This window comes from Chryseobacterium ureilyticum (genome assembly GCF_900156735.1).
Taxonomy (GTDB): Bacteria; Bacteroidota; Bacteroidia; order Flavobacteriales; family Weeksellaceae; genus Chryseobacterium; species Chryseobacterium ureilyticum.
This window is the reverse complement of record NZ_FTOL01000008.1, coordinates 1-23163: the sequence shown is the minus strand read 5'-3', so window position 1 is coordinate 23163 and position 23163 is coordinate 1. Positions and strand designations below refer to the sequence as shown.

At 35.0% G+C, this 23163-nt stretch carries 22 protein-coding genes; 10 read left to right on the top strand and 12 right to left on the bottom strand.

Features of this window, described 5'->3' with window-relative positions:
- Positions 1 to 179: 179 nt before the first annotated feature.
- The 5 genes from BW983_RS18480 (at position 180) to BW983_RS18460 (ending at position 7746) form a co-directional block, all read left to right on the top strand.
- On the top strand, positions 180 to 3026 hold the full coding sequence (locus BW983_RS18480) for a heavy metal translocating P-type ATPase (RefSeq protein WP_076553352.1): 2847 nt from the start codon (positions 180 to 182) through the stop codon (positions 3024 to 3026).
- Between the two features lie 421 nt (positions 3027 to 3447).
- On the top strand, positions 3448 to 4308 hold the full coding sequence (locus BW983_RS18475) for a polysaccharide deacetylase family protein (protein ID WP_076553351.1): 861 nt from the start codon (positions 3448 to 3450) through the stop codon (positions 4306 to 4308).
- Between the two features lie 62 nt (positions 4309 to 4370).
- Positions 4371 to 5030: a YggS family pyridoxal phosphate-dependent enzyme gene (locus BW983_RS18470; RefSeq protein ID WP_076553350.1), complete on the top strand. Its 660-nt coding sequence runs from the start codon at positions 4371 to 4373 to the stop codon at positions 5028 to 5030.
- A 56-nt stretch (positions 5031 to 5086) separates the two neighbouring features.
- Entirely contained in the window at positions 5087 to 6271 is a 1185-nt protein-coding gene (locus tag BW983_RS18465) for a sigma-54-dependent transcriptional regulator (protein WP_076553349.1), read from the top strand.
- Positions 6272 to 6372: 101 nt separating this feature from the next.
- Positions 6373 to 7746 (top strand): MATE family efflux transporter, encoded by a 1374-nt coding sequence (locus BW983_RS18460; RefSeq protein ID WP_076553348.1) that lies wholly within the window; start codon positions 6373 to 6375, stop codon positions 7744 to 7746.
- Positions 7747 to 7819: 73 nt separating this feature from the next.
- Here the strand turns inward: BW983_RS18460 and BW983_RS18455 are convergent, their stop codons facing one another.
- On the bottom strand, positions 7820 to 8323 hold the full coding sequence (locus BW983_RS18455) for a GNAT family N-acetyltransferase (protein WP_076553347.1): 504 nt from the start codon (positions 8321 to 8323) through the stop codon (positions 7820 to 7822).
- Between the two features lie 273 nt (positions 8324 to 8596).
- On the bottom strand, positions 8597 to 9157 hold the full coding sequence (locus BW983_RS18450; RefSeq protein ID WP_076553346.1) for a Crp/Fnr family transcriptional regulator: 561 nt from the start codon (positions 9155 to 9157) through the stop codon (positions 8597 to 8599).
- Positions 9158 to 9232: 75 nt separating this feature from the next.
- On the opposite strand from BW983_RS18450, the gene BW983_RS18445 reads away from it, so the two are divergent.
- Positions 9233 to 9922 carry an HAD family hydrolase gene (locus BW983_RS18445; RefSeq protein WP_076553484.1) on the top strand — a complete coding sequence of 230 codons (690 nt, stop codon included), beginning with the start codon at positions 9233 to 9235 and terminating at the stop codon, positions 9920 to 9922.
- 75 nt (positions 9923 to 9997) lie between these two features.
- Here BW983_RS18445 and BW983_RS18440 read toward each other — a convergent pair whose 3' ends face one another.
- On the bottom strand, positions 9998 to 12400 hold the full coding sequence (locus tag BW983_RS18440) for an alpha/beta hydrolase family protein (protein WP_185116874.1): 2403 nt from the start codon (positions 12398 to 12400) through the stop codon (positions 9998 to 10000).
- Positions 12401 to 12521: 121 nt separating this feature from the next.
- Between BW983_RS18440 and BW983_RS24165 the strand changes: the two genes are divergently transcribed.
- Positions 12522 to 12674: a bacteriocin-like protein gene (locus BW983_RS24165; RefSeq protein WP_167370009.1), complete on the top strand. Its 153-nt coding sequence runs from the start codon at positions 12522 to 12524 to the stop codon at positions 12672 to 12674.
- Between the two features lie 54 nt (positions 12675 to 12728).
- Here the strand turns inward: BW983_RS24165 and BW983_RS18435 are convergent, their stop codons facing one another.
- Both BW983_RS18435 and era read right to left on the bottom strand, forming a co-directional pair.
- Positions 12729 to 13157 carry a DoxX family protein gene (locus tag BW983_RS18435; protein WP_076553345.1) on the bottom strand — a complete coding sequence of 143 codons (429 nt, stop codon included), beginning with the start codon at positions 13155 to 13157 and terminating at the stop codon, positions 12729 to 12731.
- A gap of 66 nt (positions 13158 to 13223) precedes the next feature.
- Positions 13224 to 14099, bottom strand: a complete 876-nt coding sequence (era, locus tag BW983_RS18430; RefSeq protein ID WP_076553482.1) for a GTPase Era — start codon at positions 14097 to 14099, stop codon at positions 13224 to 13226.
- A gap of 282 nt (positions 14100 to 14381) precedes the next feature.
- On the opposite strand from era, the gene BW983_RS18425 reads away from it, so the two are divergent.
- Positions 14382 to 14945, top strand: coding sequence for a Crp/Fnr family transcriptional regulator (locus tag BW983_RS18425; protein WP_076553344.1), 564 nt, complete (start codon positions 14382 to 14384; stop codon positions 14943 to 14945).
- Positions 14946 to 15210: 265 nt separating this feature from the next.
- Positions 15211 to 15543, top strand: coding sequence for a DMT family transporter (locus BW983_RS18420; protein ID WP_045496196.1), 333 nt, complete (start codon positions 15211 to 15213; stop codon positions 15541 to 15543).
- Positions 15544 to 15636: 93 nt separating this feature from the next.
- Here the strand turns inward: BW983_RS18420 and BW983_RS18415 are convergent, their stop codons facing one another.
- The 6 genes from BW983_RS18415 to BW983_RS18390 form a co-directional block, all read right to left on the bottom strand.
- Positions 15637 to 16404, bottom strand: a complete 768-nt coding sequence (locus BW983_RS18415; protein WP_076553343.1) for a class I SAM-dependent methyltransferase — start codon at positions 16402 to 16404, stop codon at positions 15637 to 15639.
- Positions 16404 to 17213 (bottom strand): type I methionyl aminopeptidase, encoded by an 810-nt coding sequence (gene map / locus BW983_RS18410; RefSeq protein WP_065394659.1) that lies wholly within the window; start codon positions 17211 to 17213, stop codon positions 16404 to 16406. Before map ends, BW983_RS18415 begins: the two co-directional genes overlap by 1 nt.
- Before the next feature lie 86 nt (positions 17214 to 17299).
- Positions 17300 to 17731, bottom strand: a complete 432-nt coding sequence (locus BW983_RS18405) for a BT0820 family HAD-type phosphatase (protein WP_076553342.1) — start codon at positions 17729 to 17731, stop codon at positions 17300 to 17302.
- A gap of 99 nt (positions 17732 to 17830) precedes the next feature.
- The gene (locus BW983_RS18400; protein ID WP_076553341.1) at positions 17831 to 18808 is read right to left on the bottom strand and encodes an acyl-ACP desaturase; all 978 of its coding nucleotides are present in this window, start codon (positions 18806 to 18808) and stop codon (positions 17831 to 17833) included.
- A gap of 150 nt (positions 18809 to 18958) precedes the next feature.
- Positions 18959 to 20500, bottom strand: coding sequence for a 2,3-bisphosphoglycerate-independent phosphoglycerate mutase (gpmI, locus tag BW983_RS18395; protein ID WP_076553340.1), 1542 nt, complete (start codon positions 20498 to 20500; stop codon positions 18959 to 18961).
- Between the two features lie 181 nt (positions 20501 to 20681).
- Positions 20682 to 21617 (bottom strand): DUF2268 domain-containing putative Zn-dependent protease, encoded by a 936-nt coding sequence (locus BW983_RS18390; protein ID WP_076553339.1) that lies wholly within the window; start codon positions 21615 to 21617, stop codon positions 20682 to 20684.
- A 177-nt stretch (positions 21618 to 21794) separates the two neighbouring features.
- On the opposite strand from BW983_RS18390, the gene BW983_RS18385 reads away from it, so the two are divergent.
- Complete coding sequence (locus BW983_RS18385) at positions 21795 to 22118, top strand: translation initiation factor (protein WP_047483177.1); 324 nt, start codon at positions 21795 to 21797, stop codon at positions 22116 to 22118.
- 2 nt (positions 22119 to 22120) lie between these two features.
- Here the strand turns inward: BW983_RS18385 and BW983_RS18380 are convergent, their stop codons facing one another.
- Positions 22121 to 23020: a leucine-rich repeat domain-containing protein gene (locus BW983_RS18380; RefSeq protein ID WP_076553481.1), complete on the bottom strand. Its 900-nt coding sequence runs from the start codon at positions 23018 to 23020 to the stop codon at positions 22121 to 22123.
- Between the last annotated feature and the right edge of the window lie 143 nt (positions 23021 to 23163).

Genomic DNA, 23163 nt, shown 5'->3' with positions numbered 1-23163 from the left:
ATTAGAATTGAGGATTTGACAGATTAATAAATAATCCATTATACCGCAGCTCTAATACTCTCAAGCCTTCACTCTTCTACTCCAAAAACTCCCCCACCTAAATTCTATAACTATTATCCTTAAATTTATAACAGCCTTAGATTTTCATTTTGGAAATTTGTACTATAAATTTAAGAATCATGGAACAACAGTATAAAATACTCGGAATGACGTGTTCCGGTTGCCAGAAAAAGATATCCAACCAACTGAACAGCATTGAAGGAGTTACAGCTGATGTAAATCTGGAAAACAATACCGCAACGATCACTTCTCATCACGAAGTTACACTTGCCACATTAAATGATGCATTAGCAGAAATAGGAAAATACAGACTTGAAGACCCTAATAATCCTGAAAAAGCTTTTATTAAACCCCAGGATCGTGTATCCCCATCTTCTGTATATTATTGTCCAATGGAATGTGAAGGAGAAAAAGTATATTTCAAGCAAGGGGAAAGATGTCCGGTTTGTAATATGTATTTGGTTCCTATTGAAGAAAAACTAGCTAAAGACCCCAATCATAAGCCTGCTTATTCAGCAACCAATCTTCCCACTAATTTCAAAGACAATATTGGAAAACATTATTGTCCAATGTTCTGCGAGGGAGACAAAACTTATGATGAAAAAGGAAATTGTCCTGTCTGCCATATGCATTTGGAAGAAATCACAGAAGATCTTGCTAAAAACTCAGAATCACACCATCATTCTCATTCCCACGTACACAACCATCATCATGAAGCCCCTAAAGTTACAGATGAAATGGCTGGCAGATATTATTGCCCGATGTATTGCGAAGGAGACAAAACATACGATTCAAATGTAGGATGCCCAGTTTGCGGAATGGATCTTGTAAAATATCCCGAAAAGAAAACAGCAAAATATACATGTCCAATGCATCCGGAAATTATCAGTGATGAGCCCGGAAGCTGTTCAATCTGCGGAATGGATCTCGTAAGGATGCCTGATAGCGGAGACGATGAAGAAGATGAAACCTATAACATCCTAAAAAAGAAATTTATCACTTCGTTAGTATTCACCGTTCCTGTTTTCATACTTTCCATGGGCGGAATGTTTATTAACTTTCCTTTCTCCCATAAAATCCAAGGGTTTATTGAACTTGCGCTTACTCTTCCGGTCATGTTTTATTCCGGATGGTTTCTATTAAAAAGAGGTTGGGTTTCATTCAAAACCTGGAATCTGAATATGTTCAGCCTTATTGCCCTTGGAGTAGCTGCAGCATTTATATTCAGTATTGTTGCATTGATTTTCCCTGACATCATCCCGCATGAAATCCGTGGACATAATCATGAAATCCCGTTATATTTTGAGGCAGTCTGTGTAATTCTGACACTTGTTATTTTAGGACAGTTAATGGAAGCTGCAGCTCACAAAAAAACAGGAAATGCCATCAAAGAACTTATGAATCTCTCTCCTGATGAAGCCAATCTTATGATCAATGGAGAAGAAAAAAAGGTTTTGCTTTCTCAGGTGAAAATTGGAGATTTATTAAAAGTAAAACCAGGTGAAAAAATTCCTGTTGACGGAAAAATTATAGAAGGAAATTCTATAGTTGACGAAAGCATGATCACAGGAGAACCTATTCCTGTTGAAAAAAACATAGACGATAAAGTTTCTTCTGGAACCATCAATGGAAATCAGGTATTCATTATGAAAGCTGAAAAAGTAGGTGATGAAACCTTACTTTCTCAAATCATTAAAATGGTAAACGAAGCAAGCCGAAGCAGAGCTCCTATTCAAAAGCTTACAGATAAAGTTTCCAAGGTATTTGTTCCTGTAGTAATCCTTATCGCCGCTCTTACCTTTGTTTCATGGCAATTTTTTGGTCCTGAAGGAAAAAGAAGCTTATTTGCTTTCGTAAATGCTGTCGCAGTTTTAATCGTAGCATGTCCGTGTGCTCTTGGGTTAGCCACTCCAATGTCATTAATGGTAGGAATTGGAAAAGGAGCCAAAAACGGTATTTTGATCAAAAACGCAGAAGCCCTTGAACAAATGAACAAAGTGAATGTTTTAATCACAGATAAAACAGGAACTTTAACGGAAGGAAAACCCTCTGTAGAATATATAGAAACAGTAAACAACGAGGATAAAAATCAAATTTTAAAGCTTGCATTTTCATTGAATCAAAACTCAGAGCATCCGCTTTCCAATGCTGTGATCAAAAAGGCAAAAGATCAGAATATTTCCGCTGAAAAAGTCGATCAATTTGAAAATATCTCAGGAAAAGGTGTAAAAGGAAATATCAATGGAAAAATAACATATCTGGGAAATGAAGGTATCTTAACCACTCATCTGATCCAGATTCCGGATGCATTAAAACAGAAAGCCATAGAAGTACAATCTAAAGCACATACCATTTCTTATATTGCACAGGATCAAAACGTACTGGGATTCATAAGTTTTACAGATAAAATCAAATCAAGTTCCAAAAAAGCTGTTGAAAGATTAATGAGTGAAGGCGTTGATATTATTATGATGACCGGAGATAACGAACATACAGCGAAAGCCGTTGCAGGCGAACTAGGAATCAAGCATTTTAAAGCCAACTGTCTTCCTGAAGACAAACTTAATGAGGTTAAAAAACTACAGCAACAAGGTAAAATTGTAGCCATGACCGGTGACGGAATTAACGATTCCCCTGCCCTTGCCCAATCAGACATAGGAATAGCCATGGGAACCGGTACAGATGTTGCCATTGAAAGCGCAGAAATCACTTTATTAAAAGGAGATATTCTAGGCGTAGCAAAAGCCAAACTTTTAAGTGAAAAACTTCTTAAAAATATTAAGGAAAACTTATTCTTTGCATTCATCTACAACGTATTAGGAATTCCTGTTGCTGCAGGATTACTCTATCCTTTCTTTGGAATTCTATTATCACCAATGATTGCAGCTGCAGCCATGAGCGTCAGTTCATTATCTGTCATACTAAATTCATTGAGGTTAAACTCAGTAGATCTGGATATAAAATAGTATTAAAACAATAAATACAAGAAGACCCTTTTCATTATTTTGGAAAGGGTTTTCTTTTTTCTTACAGTTAATTTTTACCTTAAAAATTCAATTGAGTTTTTTGTAACGAAGATTTCTCTATTGAAAAGAATAATTAATACTTATTAAAAATTCATAATTAAAATTAATTCTCCAATACTTGAAGAATATTAAAAACCCAACATAAATAGAAAATAACTATTGTTTTAATATTTATAAATGTTAAGATTTAACAATAACCAAAACATTACCTTTCAATCAAATATTTAACGAAAACTCCCTTTAAAATAAACTTCTTAAAATAACCTTAAAAAGACAATTAACAGCAATTAATGGCATATAATTTGTTAACATTTACAAGTTATTTTTAACGATTTTTAACATTTTAAATTCCATTATCTTTATGAGAAAAATTTTTGCGGGAAAGTCAAAAAATACGACTTTTCTCGGGATGGTTGTATTGATGAGTGCAACTTCAGTTTTATTGAACAGCTGTAATTTCAAGAATGAAGTGAATGACCAGGTCAATTCACAGGAACATCCTGCCGCAGAAAACGTCGTCACAACAGACGACGAAAGCGTAGATCCGGATAAAAGAGTGATCTATTTAACCTTCGATGATGGTCCCAACCAGGGCACTGAAAACCTTTTAAAAATCCTTGATAAAAGGAATGTTTGCGCCACTGCATTTCTTGTGGGAAAACATGCTTATGGGAGCAACAGACAAAAAAAAGATTTTGAACTTTTAAAACAAAGTCCACTGATTGAACTTGCGAATCACAGTTTCACGCATGCTCATAATAAATATACAGATTTCTATAAAAACGCGACTTCTGTTGTAAGGGATTTTGATATCGCAAAAGACAGCCTTAAGCTTAGTGATATGATCGCAAGAACTCCGGGAAGAAATATCTGGAGACTTAACAATATTAATGTAACTGATATTAAAAGTTCTACTGCAGCAGCAGACGGTCTGAAAAAAGCAGGCTATAAAGTAATCGGCTGGGATCTTGAATGGAGACCTTCCCAAAAAATGACTTTAAAAGGAAGCCATGAAGCGATGCTGAAAAAAGTAGACAGCATTTTCCTGAATGATCTTGAGAAAACGTCAAGACATCTTGTGTTTTTAACTCACGACCAATATCTTAGAGATACAGATTCTATTAATGAGCTGGATCTTTTTATTGAAAAACTACAAAAAAGCAACAAGTTTGTTTTCAGAAAGATTTCTCAGTATCCGAAGATCAATGAAGTTCTGAATTAATATTTTCTGTAAAAAGCAATCATGACTGGGAACTGTCGTGGAATTTTCGGAAATTTGCATTTATGAGTATTAAGGAAAATTATAAAGCTATAAAGGATCAGCTTTCCTCAGGTGTACAACTGGTTGCCGTTTCAAAAACGCATCCGGTTGCTTCTATTCAGGAGGTTTATGATCTTGGACAAAGAGTTTTTGGAGAAAATAAGGTTCAGGAACTGATGGAGAAATCCCCACTCCTACCGGATGATATTCAATGGCATTTGATTGGGCACTTACAAACCAATAAGGTAAAGTATATTGCACCATTTATAGACACTATACAAAGTGTAGATTCCGGAAAACTTTTAGCTGAAATTAATAAAGAAGCAGACAAGAACAACAGAAGAATCAAGGTTTTGCTTCAGGTAAAAATTGCTGCAGAAGACACAAAGTTCGGACTTGAAATTACAGAAGCGAAAGATCTGTTCGAACAATACATTAATGGCAATTTCCCACATATTGAAATTACAGGTTTGATGGGGATGGCAACTTTTACAGATGACGAGCAACAAGTCAGAAAAGAGTTTTTAACCCTAAAAGGTCTTTTTGATGAATTAAATCAATTAAAAACATTAAAAACCTTATCAATGGGAATGAGTGATGATTTCCCTGTGGCTATTGAGTGTGGAGCTAACTCAGTGAGGGTCGGATCTGCAATTTTCGGGAGAAGAGACTACTCTCAATAGAATTTTTAGGTACGGTTTTTGCTAATAATTGAAACAAAAAATTTAAATTTGCGACTATGCAAAAAATCCTTATAGTAGAAGACGAAAAAGCAATCTCGGGAGTACTTCACAGTATTCTGTCTGATGAACTTACAGATTATGAATTTGTTATCGCCGAAGACGGCCTTGAAGGTTACAAACAGGTAGAAAAAGAAGATTTCGCACTGGTGATTTCTGATATTAAGATGCCTAAACTTTCAGGAACTGAGCTTTTAAAACAAAGTCTTGTCTTAAAGCCTGAAACAACTTTCATCATGATCTCAGGTCACGCAGACATTGATTCTGCCGTTTCCTGCTTGAAAGAGGGTGCATACGACTTTATCTCCAAGCCAATTGACATCAACAGACTGATCACCAGTGTGAAAAATGCTTTGGTTAAAGAAACTCTGAAGAAAGAAAACAAAAATCTTCAGACTGAAAATAAGACGCTAAAGAAAAAAGTAAACAAAAAATACCAAATGATCGGTGAATCTGCAGGCTTACAAAAGATTCAGGATATGATCGAAAAGGTAGCTGTTTCTGATGCAAGAGTTTTGATTACAGGACCCAATGGTGCCGGAAAAGAATTGGTAGCGCATGCCATTCACAACCAAAGTGATCGTGCAAGAGGTCCGATGGTAGAAGTAAACTGTGCTGCTATTCCGTCTGAACTTATTGAATCTGAGCTTTTCGGACACGTAAAAGGATCTTTCACAGGGGCAATCAAGGATAAGCAGGGAAAATTTGAACAGGCTAATGGAGGAACTATTTTCCTTGACGAGATTGGTGATATGAGTCTTATCGCTCAGGCTAAAGTATTAAGAGCTCTTCAGGAAAGCAAAGTTTCTCCTGTAGGAAGTGATAAAGAAATAAAAGTTGATGTGAGAGTAATCGCAGCAACGAACAAAAATATGCAGAAAGAGATTGAGGAAGGGAAATTCAGAGAAGACCTTTACCACAGACTTTCTGTAATTGAAATCTATGTTCCACCATTGGATGAAAGAAAAGATGATATTAAATTACTAGTTGAGCATTTCTCCGGTATGATTGCTGATGAGCATGGTACTGCTATGAAAAAGTTTGATGATAAGGCTATTGATGCTTTAAAAGCTCTTTCATGGACTGGAAATATCAGAGAACTAAGGAATGTTGTTGAGAGATTAATTATTCTTGGTGGAAATACTGTTTCTGCAGATGACGTTGCAAGTTTTGTAAGGAAATAATAAACCTATTATTTACAATATATAAGATTTGCAGTAACTACACTGCAAATCTTTTTTTTTGACCTATTTTGAATTATAAACTATATGAATCTTAAAATATTATGAACTTTTTAAACAAAAACTACACAAAAGAATGCCTGACTTTGGCTCTGCCTGTGATGCTCACCCAGGTAGGGCAAGTTTCAGTAAATTTATTTGACAATATTATTGTTGGAAAACTTTTAGGTGCTGACGCGTTAGCATCTGTCTCATTGGGGAATGCTGTATTCTTCTCCATTTTCGTACTTGCACTTGGATTTTCATTTGCAATACCTCCATTGGTTTCAGAGGCACATTCAAAACAGGATCATGATACTATCAATTCCGTATTCAGCCATGGTTTTGTGATCAATATGCTGGTAGGGGTGATTCTTATGGTAGTCTTATTTCTAGGGATGCCACTACTCTATCATTCCGGACAACCTGATAAGATTATTCCTGATACGGTAGACTTTTTAAGTATAATGGTGGTCAGTATGATTCCAATTATGGCTTTCCAGACACTCCGTGAAGTTTCAGAAGGATTATCTTACACGATCGGGGTTACCAAGGCTACTATTATTGCGAATGTCATCAATATCGTTTTAAACTATGTTTTCATAAAAGGACTTTGGGGAATTCCGCCAATGGGCGTAAAAGGGTCTGCATTAGCAACTCTGATTTCCAGAATTTTCATGGTGGTTTTCCTTTATTTTGTATTGCTTAAGGAAGAAAGAACAAGACGTTATATCAAGGATTTCTCATTGAAAGTTCAAAACTTTTCAAAAGCAATGTTTGATAAAATGGTAAAATTAGGATTACCTACAGCTTTACAAATGTTCTTTGAGGTAACTGCTTTTGCCGGAGCTGCATTTATCTGCGGATTGATTTCTGCACATGATATTGCCTCTCACCAGATCGCATTGAGTATGGCTTCCTTCACCTTCAACCTTTGCGTTGGGTTCAGTGTAGCTTCTACAGTAATGATCGGAAGAAAACTGGGTGAACAAAACTTTGTTGAATTGAGAAAAGTCGGGATCAATAATTTGAAGATAGCCTTTATATTTATGTGTATCTGTGGATTGATCTTTATTCTTGGAAGAAATATACTTCCTACATTCTTCACGAAAAAAGAAGAAGTGGAAGTCATTGCTCTTGCTTCAAAACTGATGATTATTGCTGCTTTATTCCAGCTTTCTGATGGAATCCAGGTAACAGCTTTAGGAATGCTGAGAGGTTTACAGGATGTGAAAATACCATCTATTTATACCTTTATTGCGTATTGGGTTATAACCATTCCTTTAGGATATTTCTTCTGTGTAACATTGGAAATGGGAGCTTTCGGAATGTGGATTGCCCTTGGCTTAGGACTTACGGTATCTGCCGTTTTCCTAGTCAAACGATTCTTAAATATGTCTGCGAAACGAATTAAGCAGAATATAGAAATAAAAGCATAGTATTGATCTCTACGTTTATTGTCATCCCTCACCGATATAACAAAAGCAGTCTGATTTAGACTGCTTTTTTATTTTAATCAATTCTCTTTCCTAATATTATTAAACTTCTTTCAATTCCATCTAAAACAGCAACATTCGGGAGGTTTCCCCAGTCCTCAAAACCAAAATGTCTGAATAGTTTCAAACTCGGTTCATTATGGAGGAAAATAAGAGCTACAAGATTCTTTACGCCAAATCTTCCGGCATTATCAATACAATACTGAAGAATAACTTTCCCATACCCTTTTCCTCTACAAATTTCATCCAGATAAATGCTTACTTCTACAGTCCCATTATAAGCAGGTCTTTCATGGAATGAACTAAAACTCACCCATCCAATAATTTGATTTTCGTGATCTTCAACAATCCAAAGTGGTCTTGTTTGTGAGTTATGCTCATGAAACCACTTCTCCTTGCTTCCTACAGAAACTTCTTCCACATCTGCCGTCACCATTCTTGAAGCGATGGTTGAGTTATAAATGGCTACAATTTTATTTAAATCGGATAATACAGCATTTCTGAATTTTAAATTTCCCATGGATATTATATTCAATATTTATTAGACAAAAATAATAAATTTTCAAAACACCCCTATTTATTTTATACAAATTATATTATTTTTAAAATAAAAACCAAATACACCCCAATAAAAAATACCAAAAATCAATAAAATAATTTAAATACATTCATTCATGCTGGAATACGCAAAGGCTAAATTTTATTTTAGGAGTGAGTATTTTTAAGGCGCAAATATTTTATCTCTGATAAAACGTTTTATAATTCTTTTCGCTTTAGCGTTTTCCAACAACATTTATTGTAGATCCTTCAGGATTCTATTTAAACTTCTTACTGCAATTCCGAGATAAGCAGCCATATCTTCTTTTGAAATCTGAATATTCTGTTTAGACTGCATTTTAAGCAACTGCGTAAGTGTATGTTCTACCGTATACAACTGTTGATAGGAAGCCCTGCTTGAAGTATTGATAATACGTTCTGCAAAGGAGTTTAACAATAAGTTATTGAGGATAAGATCCTGGCGAATCAATTCATTAAAATATGACAGGCTTATGGTGTATACAACAACTTCCGTTAATGCTTCAATTCCACAAAGGCAAGGGATATTTTTAATCAGTTCCACTTCACCTAGAATTTCACCACTACCTAGAAATTCAACAATATATTCTTTTCCGTTTTCTTCTTCAAAGTAACATTTTGTAATTCCTTCTTTTATCAACATCACTTTAGATAAAGAATGATCCTGAATCAATAGTTTCTGCTCTTTAGAAAATGATTCCAGAATAATATTTTCTCCACTCTGCTTCTCATAAAGCTCTTCAAGATAGCTTAAAAATGATTGATTGGTCCTTAACATATGTATTCGGGACAATTGTCCTTTTCTGTTTTATTTATTATGTTGAAATTTGAATCAGAAATTTACAAAACTAAAATGAATAATCATATTACTACTATTGCCTTTGATGCGGATGATACACTTTGGATTAACGAGCCATATTTTCAGGAAGCCGAAAAAGAATTCTGCAAGCTTCTTGAAGACTACCTTCCACAGCATTCCGTGTCTCAGGAATTGTTTAAAACAGAAATGCAGAACCTTCATTTATATGGTTATGGTGTAAAAGGATTCATGCTTTGTATGATTGAAACCATAAGCAGAGTTACCAACAATACTGCGTCTTTACAACTGGTGAATAAGGCTATTGAATTAGGACAGGAACTTCTTCAGAAGCCTATTGAATTACTGGATGGAGTTACTGAAACACTAGAAAGCTTAAAAGGAAAATACAGGCTGGTTGTGGCTACAAAAGGTGACTTGCTGGATCAGGAACGTAAGCTGAAGAATTCTGGTTTGCAGGAGTATTTCCATCATATTGAAATCATGAGCGACAAAAAGGAAAATGATTACAAAAAGCTATTGAAACATCTTGATTGCCAGCCGGAAAATTTCCTGATGCTTGGAAACTCTATTAAATCAGATATTTTACCCGTATTAGAAATCGGAGGATCAGCCGCTCATATTCCCTACCATGTTACCTGGAGCCATGAACAGCATGATGTAAATCTGGAGCATGAAAATTTTATGGAACTGAAAAGTATTGATGAGATTTTAAAATTTCTTTAATCATTCAAGTTGGATCAAATCTCAACACTAATTATATAAAAAAGGCTGCCTCAAATGTGAGACAGCCTTTCAAATTTATTTCTTTAAACATTTTTCAAGGAACTGATCCTGCTCCCATAAAACGTGGAAAATATTCTCTTTAGCCTGATATCCGTGTGATTCTTTTGGAAGAAGAACCATTCTTACAGGTGCACCAAGGTTTTTCAAAGCCTGGAAATATCTCTCAGTCTGTAGGGTGAAAGTTCCCGGATTGTTATCTGCATCACCATGAATCAGAAGCAATGGAGTTTTCATTTTGTCCGCATTCATAAACGGAGACATTGTATTATAGATCTCCGGCACGTCCCAATAGTTTCTTTGCTCGGTCTGGAATCCAAATGGCGTCAAAGTTCTGTTATAAGCACCACTTCTGGCAATACCACACGCAAAAAGGTTGGAGTGTGTCAAAAGATTAGCGGTCATAAATGCTCCGTAAGAGTGCCCTCCTACAGCCACTTTCTTTTTATTGATATATCCTAACTGATCTACTGCATTGATCGCTGCATCTGCATTGGCAACCAATTGAGTAATGAACGTATCATTCGGCTCTGTTTTACCTTCACCAATAATAGGGAATGCGGCATGATCTAATACAGCATATCCTTTAGTTGTCCAGTATACAAAAGATCCATAAGACGGGAAAGTAAAGTCGTTATCATTCTGTGTATTCTGTCCCGCTGTATTTTTATCTTTATATTCTCTAGGGTAAGCCCAGATAAGAAGCGGAAGCTTTTCACTCTTTGCTTTTCTGTCATACCCGGCAGGTAAATAAAGTGTTCCGGAAAGAGTAACACCATCATTTCTTTTATAAGTAATTACTTCTTTATAAACATCTTTGATACTTTCGAAAGGATTGGCAAAATGAGTTACCGCTTCAGCTTTATTAGATTTTATATTCTTTTTATAGAAGTTCGGATATTGGCTTGAAGATTCTTGTGTTGTCAAAACCTCTCCTTTTGCAGGATTTAAAATATCTACGATACTTTCTTTAGCCCCTTTAAGATTGGAAGTATACAGTCTTTTTTTCTTTAAAGATTTAATATCCATTTCATCAATAAACGGATGCTGACCATCTTTTGTAAATCCATCTCCTATCAGATAGGCTTTCCCTCCCTTTAAGTCGATAACGGATTTTCCGTATTGGTTTTTCACTTTATTAAAATTTCCTGGATCGCTATAAACATCCTGAGAATTTCTGTCATCAATTACCTTTGACTCTCCGTTATTAAGGTCAATCAGGAATGATTTTGTATTTCTTGTGTCATACCATTCTTCGGAAACTATAGCATAGTGATCATTAGACCAATTTACATCATCAAATCTTTGTTTTGTTTTGAAGAAAGATTTTGGTGCAGCAGTAAACGGTGCATCCCAAGTGAAAATTTCATCTCTGTATTCTGCAGGCTTATACTGATCTCCACCATCAAGAGCTTCTGTGTATACCAAGGTGGATGGTGCATCACTTCTCCAGCTCATATCTCTTTTTCCTGTTCTTACTGAAGAGAAACCTTTAGGCATAATCTCCGTTAAAGGAACTTCATTTACAACCTTTACAGCATTTCCTTTTGTATCATAAACCGTTGTTGTTATAGGAAAACGGTTTAATGGAACGATATATGAAAATGGTTTTTTGATCACAGAAGCCATTAGATAATTTCCATCCGGAGAGAAGCTTAAACCCGCATACATATCCTGATTCATTACTTTTTTAAGATCTCCATTTAAATCTACATTATAAACTTCAGACGTAATTAAAGTTTCGAAATTCTTTTCATCCTGTGGATTCTTTAAAAGATCCTGATAAGTTCGGTTCTGAGAAACTTTTCCATCTGCCGTAGAGACAATAGGTCCTGTCGGAAGATCTTTGCTGGAATCTATTAATGCTGGTCTGTTTTTTGGAAGAGTCCTGATCAATAGACTCTGTGAATCATTATACCAGATATATGGAGTTCCCATGTTAGCATTCAGGAAATCTTCTGTAATTTTTTTTGCCGTAGCTGTTTGCATATCTACAATCCACAGCTCTACACCTTTATGGGTAGTATTGGTAAAGGCAAGTTTCTTTTCATCTGGTGAAAACTGAAGCTGTGCAATTTTAGCATTTGAAGGTAAATTTTTAACCTGAACTTCATTCTTATCAGAAATCTTTCTTACTTTAAGATTATTAAAATAAATGGTCGTACTGGCTATATTGGTTACCGGATTAATCCTTAATCCTCCAAGTTTCATTTCTTGCTGGTTAAGATCATCCAATGTTTTATAGGTTGGTCGGTATGTGAAAACCACCCAATCTTTTTTACTGTTCATCAAAACAGATGGTGGTCTTTCATAATCTGCCAATTTCAGGATTTCCGCAGAAGGTTTTTGATAATTAATATTTTCCTGTGCATCATAAAAATTGAGAAAAGCCAAAAGGCAAATTGTCAGTTTTATCTTCATATAAATTCATTTTCTACGAAAGTAGTGAATTTTAAAAGATTTATAAAATTAAAAAAATAAGACACTTTTTAGTGTCATATTATGTTTTTTTATTACTTTTATCTTACAAATTAAAAATAATATGAAAAATTTAAGAAAATTATCAAAAAACAACATGAAAACGATTAACGGAGGAAGTGCTCCGCTGTGTGAATCAGGATACATGGCTTGCAGAGTAGGAAAAGACCAAAACGGCTCTCCAATCTGGGAATGTTTACCTCATTGTAATTATTAATAACAGAAAACGACACCATTGAGGTGTCGTTCCATTTTTTTATCTGTTTATATTTTACCAGTCTGAAGCTCTTTTCCTTCTCTCAATCATATGATCTACAGAAATCTTACCAGCCCCCATCACCATGAGAAGAAGATATACGGCAAGATAGATAAGACTCATTTCTCTTTTTTCAAAAGGATCTGCGCCATGAACTACAAATCCGGCAATGACCATTGTAAAGATCAGAAAACCTAAGGAAACCCTTGTAAAAAGCCCTAATATCAGTAAGATTGAACAAACAAATTCAGCAAGTACCGTAAGAATAAGAGTAATCTGAGGTCCCATTCCTAAAAAATCGAAAAACTCGATTTTTCCGCCAGCCAATAACATCTGAAGCTTTGGATAACCATGAGATAGCATTGCAAAACCTACAAATACTCTCACTGCTAATAAAATAATATCTTTAGGTATTGAGCTTGAATTTGAATTATTATAGTTCATCTACTAAAAAATTTAGACTAAGGTAATAAAAATCTTTTAATACAACGGGATTCCAGCCTTTTTAGTTTATCTGTACCCGAAATTTTTCAGGTCTCTGTCATTCTTTCTCCAATCCTTTTTCACCTTTACAAATAAATTAAGGTGAATCTTCTTTGAAAAGAACTTCTCAAGATCTAATCTTGCATCTGTTCCTACCTTTTTGATAGCCTCTCCTTTATGTCCGATAATAATCCCCTTCTGAGTATCTCTTTCTACATAAATAATAGAATCGATGAAAATAATTCCTTCTTTTTCTTTAAACTGCTCGGTCACCACTTCTACAGAATATGGAATTTCCTTATCATAATTTAAAAGGATTTTCTCACGGATTGCCTCATTTACAAAGAATCTTTCAGGTTTATCTGTAAATTGATCCTTATCATAATAAGGTGGGTTTTCAGGTAGTAACGATTTTATTTTAGGTAAAATAATCTCTGTATTGAAGGCATTCAGAGCAGAAATAGGAAGGATTTCCGCTTTTGGAATCCTATTATGCCACGTTTCTACTAATGCTTCAAGACCTGCCTGATCTGTCTGATCTACTTTATTTAGTAACAACAATACAGGAACAGGGATTTTATTTAATTTATCAATTAGGAATTCTGATGGCTCAGCTTTATCCGTTACATCTACAATAAACAGGAAAACATCAGCATCCTGTAGAGAATCCTTTACAAAATCCATCATTTTTTCCTGCAATCCGTACTTTGGGTCTAATACTCCCGGAGTATCAGAAAATACGATCTGAAGGTCTTCTTCATTATAAATACCAAAAATTCTGTGACGGGTTGTCTGAGCTTTCTGCGTTACAATCGCCAACTTCTCACCCATCAATTGGTTAAGAAGTGTTGATTTTCCGGCATTGGGCTTTCCAACTATATTTACAAATCCAGCTTTGTGCATAAAAATAATATTACGAACTGCAAAGTTAGTAAAACAAAATTGGTCTTTACAGTTAATCTCAATATTTAAAAGAAAAAAGAGAGTTATTTTGTCTTTATAAAACATTTCAGAGGAAGTTTTAACAGGTTTCGTCATTAAATTTTTACACTCATATACTTGAAGCACAATATCAAAAAAGTTTTAACATCTTAGTTCTCTTCAGTGCCTTACTCAAAAAACTACAAATAATTTTGTATTGCATTACTTAAAACTAATATTTTTGAATCTTAGAATTCATCTTTTATGAATATAGACCAGATTCTTGACCACATTTACATTCTTCCAGAAGCCTCTAAAAATAGCTTAAAAGCGCATATTACAGAGGTTTCTCATCCTAAAGGCTATTGTCTTATGGAAGCAGAGAAAGTTGTTCCTTATGTTTATTTTATCCGTAAGGGAATTGCACGTGCCTATTCTTCTACTTCAGATAATGACATTACATTCTGGTTCGGAAGCGAAGGGCAATGTGTACTTTCTATGAAAAGTTACGTGGAGGATAAACCGGGCTATGAAAGCATAGAACTCCTTGAAGATTGCGAATTGTACAGACTGGAAACCGTAAATCTCAAAAAGCTCTTTAATGAAGACATCCATATTGCCAATTGGGGAAGGAAGCTTGCTGAAGCGGAGATGATAAAGTCTGAGGAGCTTATTATTTCAAGACAATTCAAAACCTCTCTGGAACGATATAAAGACATTATACAATTTCAGCCGGATTTACTTAAAAGAGTTCAGCTGGGGCATATTGCCTCTTACCTTGGAATTACTCAGGTGAGCTTGAGCAGAATACGTGCTGAAATAAAATAATGGAGGATGAAAGTACTTTTATCCCTAATACTAAACTTCAATATCTATATCATGTTTATATTGATGATAGCTTCTTGAAAGAAAAGTAAATAGACAACAGCTTCCAGTCTAAAATATTCATTGATAAAACAACAAAAAACATTGTTCGGACTGCTACCACTTCCCTCTTCCAGCCTCCAGCTTCCTTACTAAAATATCATTTTTTAACAATTGTAAAATTTTTTCTCTTTCAAAATGCTGAAATTTGCAGTAGAAAAATTTAAAAATGAATTGGATCATATTAGTTATCGCAGGATTATTTGAGGTTGCCTTCGCATCATGCTTAGGAAAGGCAAAAGAAACGTCAGGAACTGAAATGTACTTATGGTATACAGGTTTCCTGATCACCATGACTATCAGTATGCTTCTTCTGATAAAAGCAACACAAACATTACCCATTGGTACTGCTTATGCTGTGTGGACAGGAATCGGAGCTGTAGGAACTGCTTTAATGGGAATTATCTTTTTTAAAGATCCTGTAAGCTTCTGGAGAGTATTCTTTATTGTAACTCTTATTGGATCTGTTGTAGGACTAAAAGCGGTGTCTTCATCACACTAACAAGCGCATAAACATCTATCTATATTTAGAAAATGAAACCGCCTTCGTAATGAAGACGGTTTTGTTTTTTATATTTTAAGCTCTATTGGCTTATTATTTCTTAAAAACTAAAGGTAAGATTTCGTTACTTCTTAACCCATACTTTTTGATATCTTCTTCTGAAAACTTCTGTGAATAGAAATTCACGTCAGTTTCAAAACCTGCTTTTTTCAAACGGTCAAAATAATCCATTCCGTACCAACGAACATGGTCGTATTGTCCGAAATGTTTCTGACGCTCTTTTGGATCTTTGATGGTAAAGTCTTCGTAGGTTTTTTCTAATGAATTTTTCATCGGAACCTGAAGAATCCCCCATCCGCCGGGCTTCATTACTCGAAACAGCTCACTCATTGCTTTTGCATCATCTTCAATATGTTCCAAAACATGGTTACAAAAGACAATATCAAAGCTTTCATCTTCAAAAGGTAAATCAAGAATATCAGCTTTAACATCAACAATGGGAGAATAAAGATCTGCCGAAATATAATTCAGGTTGCTCATTCTCTTGAATTTCCTTAAAAATTCCTGTTCAGGAGCAATATGCAGTACTTTATAATTTTTAATAAAAAAATCAGTTTCATTTTGAAGATACAGCCACATCTGACGGTGTCTTTCCAGACTTAAAGTTCCTGGAGAAAGGGCATTTTCCCTTTGTTTTCCATACCCATAAGGCAGGAATTTCCTGTATGATCTTCCATCAATCGGGTCAAAGAACTGATCTCCTTTAAAAAACTGATAAATAAGGGGTCTCGCCCAGATACTCATCTTGATAAGCATTGGACGTGGAATTTTATTCAGTAAAAGCTTTGTTAACTTCTTCATTAAAAGTCCAGTTGGAAAGCTTTTTCTTCATCACTTACGATTCCTAGAGCTTCGTAAACATAGTCAAATGTTGAAAGCAATACCGGTTTTCCATTGATTACGGCTACATCATGTTCAAAGTGAGCAGATGGAAGGTTATCCAGCGTAGTTACCGTCCAACCATCGTTATGGAATTTTACTTTTTCAGTACCAAGGTTGATCATCGGCTCAATAGCAATTGCTAAACCGTCTTTGATCACTTTTCCGCTTCCTTGTCTTCCGTAGTTTGGTACTTGTGGATCTTCGTGCATCTGTCTTCCCAAACCATGTCCTACAAGCTCTCTTACTACTCCATATCCTTCTTTTTCACAATGCGCTTGGATAGCATGGGAAATATCTCCGATTCTTTTTCCTCTGATACATTGCTCGATACCTTTGTAAAGAGATTCTTTAGCAACCTTTAATAATTTTTTCACCTCAGGTTTTACTTCTCCGATCTCGAAAGTATAGGCATGATCTCCTACAAATCCGTTAAGAATAACACCACAGTCAACAGAAAGAACGTCTCCTTCTTTTACTACTTCATTATTCGGGAAACCATGAACTACTTGCTCATTTGGAGAAATACATAAAGAGTTTGGAAAACCTCCATATCCTAAGAATGCAGGCTCAGCCCCATGATCTTTAATGAAATCATGCGCTAATTTATCCAGATATATAGTAGTAATTCCCGGTTTTATTTCTTTTGCCAACATTCCCAATGTTTTAGAAACCAATCGGGCACTCTCCTTCATCAGACGCAGTTCGTCTATTGTTTTTAATTGAATCATTGTATTAATTTACCAATGTATTAATGTATCAGTGTAACAATATAGATTGATAAATTGGTACACTGTTAAATTGTTATATTTTTATTCTACCAGAAAAGTCCTTTTTTCTTTTCTTTTTTCAGTTTTGAATAAGGCAGAACTTCTTTTCCTTCTACACGGAATTCTATTCTTTCCTGAATGATATTATAGATTTCACCCCATCCTGGGAATCCGCCTATATTTCTGTCATCGATGAACCAGTCTGCATCCAGTTTTCTTGATTGAGTTTGAGAATCAAAAACTTCTCCCTCAAAACTTGAGTTTACAGCATAAAATTCAATGCCGTTCTTTTTACAGAATTCTACAGCTTCATCTAACGTTTTTCCGTGTCTGTATGTCCAAAGAATAAGCCTGTAACCTTCTGCCTGTAACCTCTTCAAGGTCTCGAAAGCGAAGATCTTTGGCTTACCTATTCCCGGATAAGCATCATCCACAACAGTTCCGTCAAAGTCAACAGCAATCTTTTTATTATTTAACATTTTGTTCTTTTTTTAGCTTTGCAAAGATAAGAAATAAAAAAGAGTGCCAAAAAGAAAGGCACTCAATACTTTTATAATTTAAAATAATAATATGGGCTACTAGCTCTTAACCCAGTTAAACTGGAACTGAAGATCCGGAGTAGAAACTCTGTCTGTAATCTTCTGTAGTCTTGCAGGAAGCTTCATCAGATATTCCTGAGCTTTTTCTGCTTTTTCTGTAAGACCTTTTACGTGCTCAATCTTCCATTCATCCAACAGATCTTTCATAATATTGATATAATCCTGACCTGTGTACACCATACATCTTTGCGCTGCATCTGAAAAATGTCCCCAAAGTTCTCCTGCTTTCTGACCTGACTGTCTCATCAGGTGAGCCGGCATTACGATCTTCTTACGCATCATATCTTCGAATGCAAGAATCATTTCTGATGGGTCTATTTCAAGGATTTTAGCTACGAAATGCTTATAAGCTTTTGCGTGTCTTGCCTCATCAGCTGCAATTACACCACACATTTTAGCTAATTTTCCGTTTCCTGATTGTTTTGCCAATGTTCCTACTCTTCTGTGAGAGATATTGGTAGCCGTTTCCTGGAAACTTGTATAGATAAAGTTTCTGTAAGGATCCATACTTGTTCCAAGATCAAAACCGTCATTGATCAGATATTGAGTCGTGATTTCCACTTCTCTCATATTTACTCTACCACACAGATAAAGATATTTGTTTAATAAATCTCCGTGTCTGTTTTCTTCTGCTGTCCAGGCTCTCACCCAGTTTGCCCAACCTACTTTTTCCTCCTGGTTGATTCCGTCAACTCCCATTAACCAAGACTCATATGAAGGAAGTGCTTCTTCCGTGATACAGTCTCCGATCAATGTTACAAACAGATCATAAGGCATTTCACGGGCAAAAGTCTGAATTTCTTCTAAATCATGTTTAAATTCTTCGCTTGAAGGATCTGGTAGATAATCTGAAGGCTGCCAAATTTTTTCAATTGGCGTTAAAAATTTATCAAGAAAAGAACCTACTTCCTTTTCCAATATTCCCATTACTTCTTTCCTAACAAGCTTTTGATACATTTTTATATTCAGTTTTTAATTAGCAAAGATATGATTTATTTATTATTTAACGCATAATAAAGTATGCAACTCATACCTTATCTGACATAAATCATAAAAAAATGCCGATATATAACTATAACGGCATTTTTTTAACAATATTATTGAATTTTAGTTAACTAAAATATCTCCTGTCATTGCATTTGGTATTTCAACGCCCATTACACTAAGGATGGTAGGGGCTACATCGCCCAGTTTTCCTGGTTTTAAGTTCCATGTATGGTCTTTATCCATTACGATGAAAGGAACTAAATTTGTTGAATGCTGCGTATTGGGTGTTCCATCAGGATTCAGCATGACATCAGAGTTTCCGTGGTCAGCAAGAATGAATACGGCATATCCGTTTTCATAGGCTGCTGAAGCTATTTTTTCAATACATGCATCTACAGTTTCTGCTGCTTTTACAGCGGCTTCAAACACTCCTGTGTGTCCTACCATATCTGTATTGGCAAAGTTCAGACAAACAAAATCAGCTGTTCCCTGCTCTAATTCTGGTACAATGGCATTGGTGATATCGTATGCTGACATTTCAGGCTTTAAATCATAAGTAGGAACATCTTTTGGACTTGGGCATAAAAGCCTTTTCTCTCCATTGAATTCTTCCTCTCTACCTCCTGAAAAGAAGAAAGTAACATGGGGATATTTTTCTGTTTCAGCGATTCTGATCTGAGTTTTACCATTCTTTTCAAGAACTTCCCCCATTGTTTCTGTTAAAACATTTTCGTCAAAAACAACCTGAACATTCTGGAATGTCTTGTCATAATTGGTTAATGTAATATAGTTAAGGTTCAGTTTCTTCATAGAATACTCAGGAAAATCTTTCTGAGAAAGAACTTCTGTAATTTCTCTACCTCTGTCTGTACGGAAATTGAAACAGATCACCACATCATTGTCAATGATTTTTGCTACTGGTACAACATTCCCTGTAGCCGTGGTATTCACTAAAATGATTGGTTTAAGGAATTCATCCGTTACATTATTATCATATGAATCTTTAATGGCAGCTAAAGCATCTGTGGTTTCAAGCCCTACTCCTTCTACAAGGGCATCATAAGCTAGTTTTACACGTTCCCATCTTTTATCTCTGTCCATTGCGTAATATCTACCTACAACAGTCGCAAGTTTTCCGGTAGTCGCTTCCATATGATTCTGAAGCTCCTCAATGAAACCTAATCCTGAATGTGGATCACAGTCTCTTCCGTCTGTAAACGCGTGTACAAAAACGTTTTCGTCTAGACCGAATTCTTTAGCAGCGGTTAATAAACCTTTTAAGTGATTGATATGTGAGTGAACTCCTCCATTGGAAACCAATCCAATGAAGTGTATTTTTTTATTTTCTCTTTTAGCGTATTCAAAAGCGTCCTGAATTACTCTTTCCTGTCCCAGAGTTCCGTTTTCAACTGCCATATTCAGCTTTACCAGGTTTTGGTAAACTACTCTTCCAGCTCCAAGGTTCATGTGTCCTACTTCAGAGTTCCCCATCTGCCCTGCCGGAAGACCTACAGCTAAACCGCTTGCTTCAAGGGTAGTGTGTGGAAATTTTTGATAACAGCTATCTATAAATGGTGTATTGGCTTTGTCTATTGCAGAAACGTCAGGGTTTGTTCCCAGTCCCCATCCGTCAAGGATTGCTAATATTGCTTTTTTTGACATTTTGTAAAACTTTAGTATACAAATTTATCGAATTTCCGATGAATAGACGAATTTGAAGTTCTGATTTTTATGTATTCAGAATAAAATGAAAAAATCTGCGTCATCTGCAAGATCTGTAAGTTATATTCCTCCCATAGATCTTGCTGATTTCGCAGACTTATAAATTATTTAAAAGACTATTCTATCCTTTAAAAAAGTCGTCAAATTTCATATTATTTTTCTTTGTGTATTCTTTTATATAGGTATCTAAGAAACCACTTTCTTTTAAGAATAATAAAGGATCGGTAATATTTAAAATATCGTGGATGGCTTTATGTTTATCTGTTTGTTTATTGAAGTAGGCTTCTGTAATTTTATATCCCATCCAATATCCTAAGTCATTGGGGCGGTCATCTTTTTTACTGGTCCCGTAAAGCCAGTCTACAGAGTCAGCCGTTTTCAATGCGGTTACGAATTCTCTGTATAATTTATCAGAATGAGCTGCACCATATTGGTAGTATGGTGTACTTGTATTTGTAGTATCTCCTGAAATCAATTCACTGATAAAATCGGCACTTCCTTCTTTCAAAACATACTTTATCAGAATATCTTTTCCTACATTTTCTTGCTGGAAATGAATCAGTTCATGGGCAATAAGGGGTACAATCCCATCAAGATTTGCCAGTTTTTCTGTTCCGATAATAATACCGTCTTTAGAAATGGTTCCACCTGAATTAAATCTTCCGTATACAAAATATACAGGCGGAAATTTAGCTTCAGGATACCAATATTTTAAAGCTGTGTAACTTGCTCTTGTTCTTTTTTCTTTTTGATTGATTCCAGCCAATACATTACGGCTTTTAAGGTAATCTTCTTTTCTTCTTTTTACTACTGAATATAATGAATCGGCATTGATGATTCTGTTTTTCATAAACCCCTGAACTCCTGCAGTTCCATCTTTCACATAATCTGCAAAAGGGTTTTGCTTTGAAGTTTCCATTTTATCGAATGCTTTCCAGAAGCTGTCTGAGTCTTTTGTTTCAAAGACTGCATCAAGCGGATCTCCTGAAAAACCTGTTTGAGCATTTGTAATTCCGAAAGCCATAAATAAGGCTGGTAGAATAATTTTGGTTTTCATATCAGTTTTAAAAATTAGCGAGCTAAAATATGAAAAACAGGGATATAATTTAAGTTTTAAAAAAATATTTTTAACCAAAGAAAAGAAAAGTCTGTTATACAATAAGTAAATGAAAGGGTTACATAATTTTGAAAGTATTTCTTCTATAATTACATAATTCTTTTTTAATTTTGCGGTATGGACTTACGTGATCAATTGAAGAATCTTTTTCCTGAACATGAAGAGCAGGATTTTGAAATGCCTGAAGAAGAATTCAAGCAAAAAGAGCCACTGGTATGCAAATTTGAGAAGAAAGGAAGAAATGGTAAACCTGTAACCATTGTTGAAGGTTGGGAAGGCAGCGAGGAAGATCTTAAAAAAATCTCAAAGAAAATAAAAACCACCTTAGGGATAGGCGGTTCTGAGAAGGATGGAACGATTATCATTCAGGGGGATAACCGTGATAAAATAATGACTATCCTTAAAGATATGGGTTATAAAACCAAACGTGTTGGCGGATAGGACTAGAAATAGACCCGGGTTTCCGGCAACAAGGTTTTTAATTTTTCAATTTTAGATTTTTCTATAGGATTTCCTGTAAGAATCAAAGTTTTCAGATTTTTTAACTGACTGATTTCTACAGGAATATCTTTCAGGTTATTATTAGCAAGATTCATGCTGACTACATTTTTCAATCCTTTTATTCCGGATGAAATTTCTGTAATATTGTTATCACTTACATTAAGGAATTCAAGCTGCTGAGCTTTGAAAAGGTTTTCAGGGAGCTTTGCAATGGCATTCTGTTGTAATTCAAGATATTTTAAATTCTTAGGAAAAGAAAGCTCTCCCATGTCATTGATCTGATTATTGGAAAGGTTTAGAAATTTCAGATTTTTGATCTTATCTATTCGGTCTGCAATGAAACTGATCTGGTTACCCTGCAAATTGATTTCTTCTAGTGCAGGAATTTCCATTAATGCTTCTGGAAAGGTATTCAGGTTATTAGCATCAAAAAGGGCTACCTTTAAGTTTTGAAGTTTTGAAAAATTTGGATTAATGCTTGTCAAACTATTCAGATTCATGGAAAAAGAGGTTAGTTTGGTAAGCTTACTTATTTCATCAGGTATGTATTTAATACTGTTTTCGTTTACATTTAAATACTCAAGTTCTTTCAATTCAAATAACTCACGATCCATTTTCTCGAGTTTATTTGCCATAATATTTAAGAAGAACAAAGAATCCAGCTTTACAATCTTAGGAGGCAGGTTAAATAATCCTTTTTCTCTGAAACTCATACTGTAAACGGCTTTTTTACTGTTCAAAGCATCTTCAATATTTGTAAATGTAGGATATTTAACGGGATCGATCTGAGCGTTAACCTCAGCCAGCGCAACCATGGAAATAAGCAGGAAAAGTTTTTTCATATGAAAATGTTTAACATAAAAGGTCATATACAATTGTAACCTCTTAATTAGTCATTCCTTAAAAAGCTAATTTTTCATTTTGAAAATTATACTTGCCTAAGAAGATTTTGAGAACAACTTCGAGCCAAAAAAGAATTTGTTGT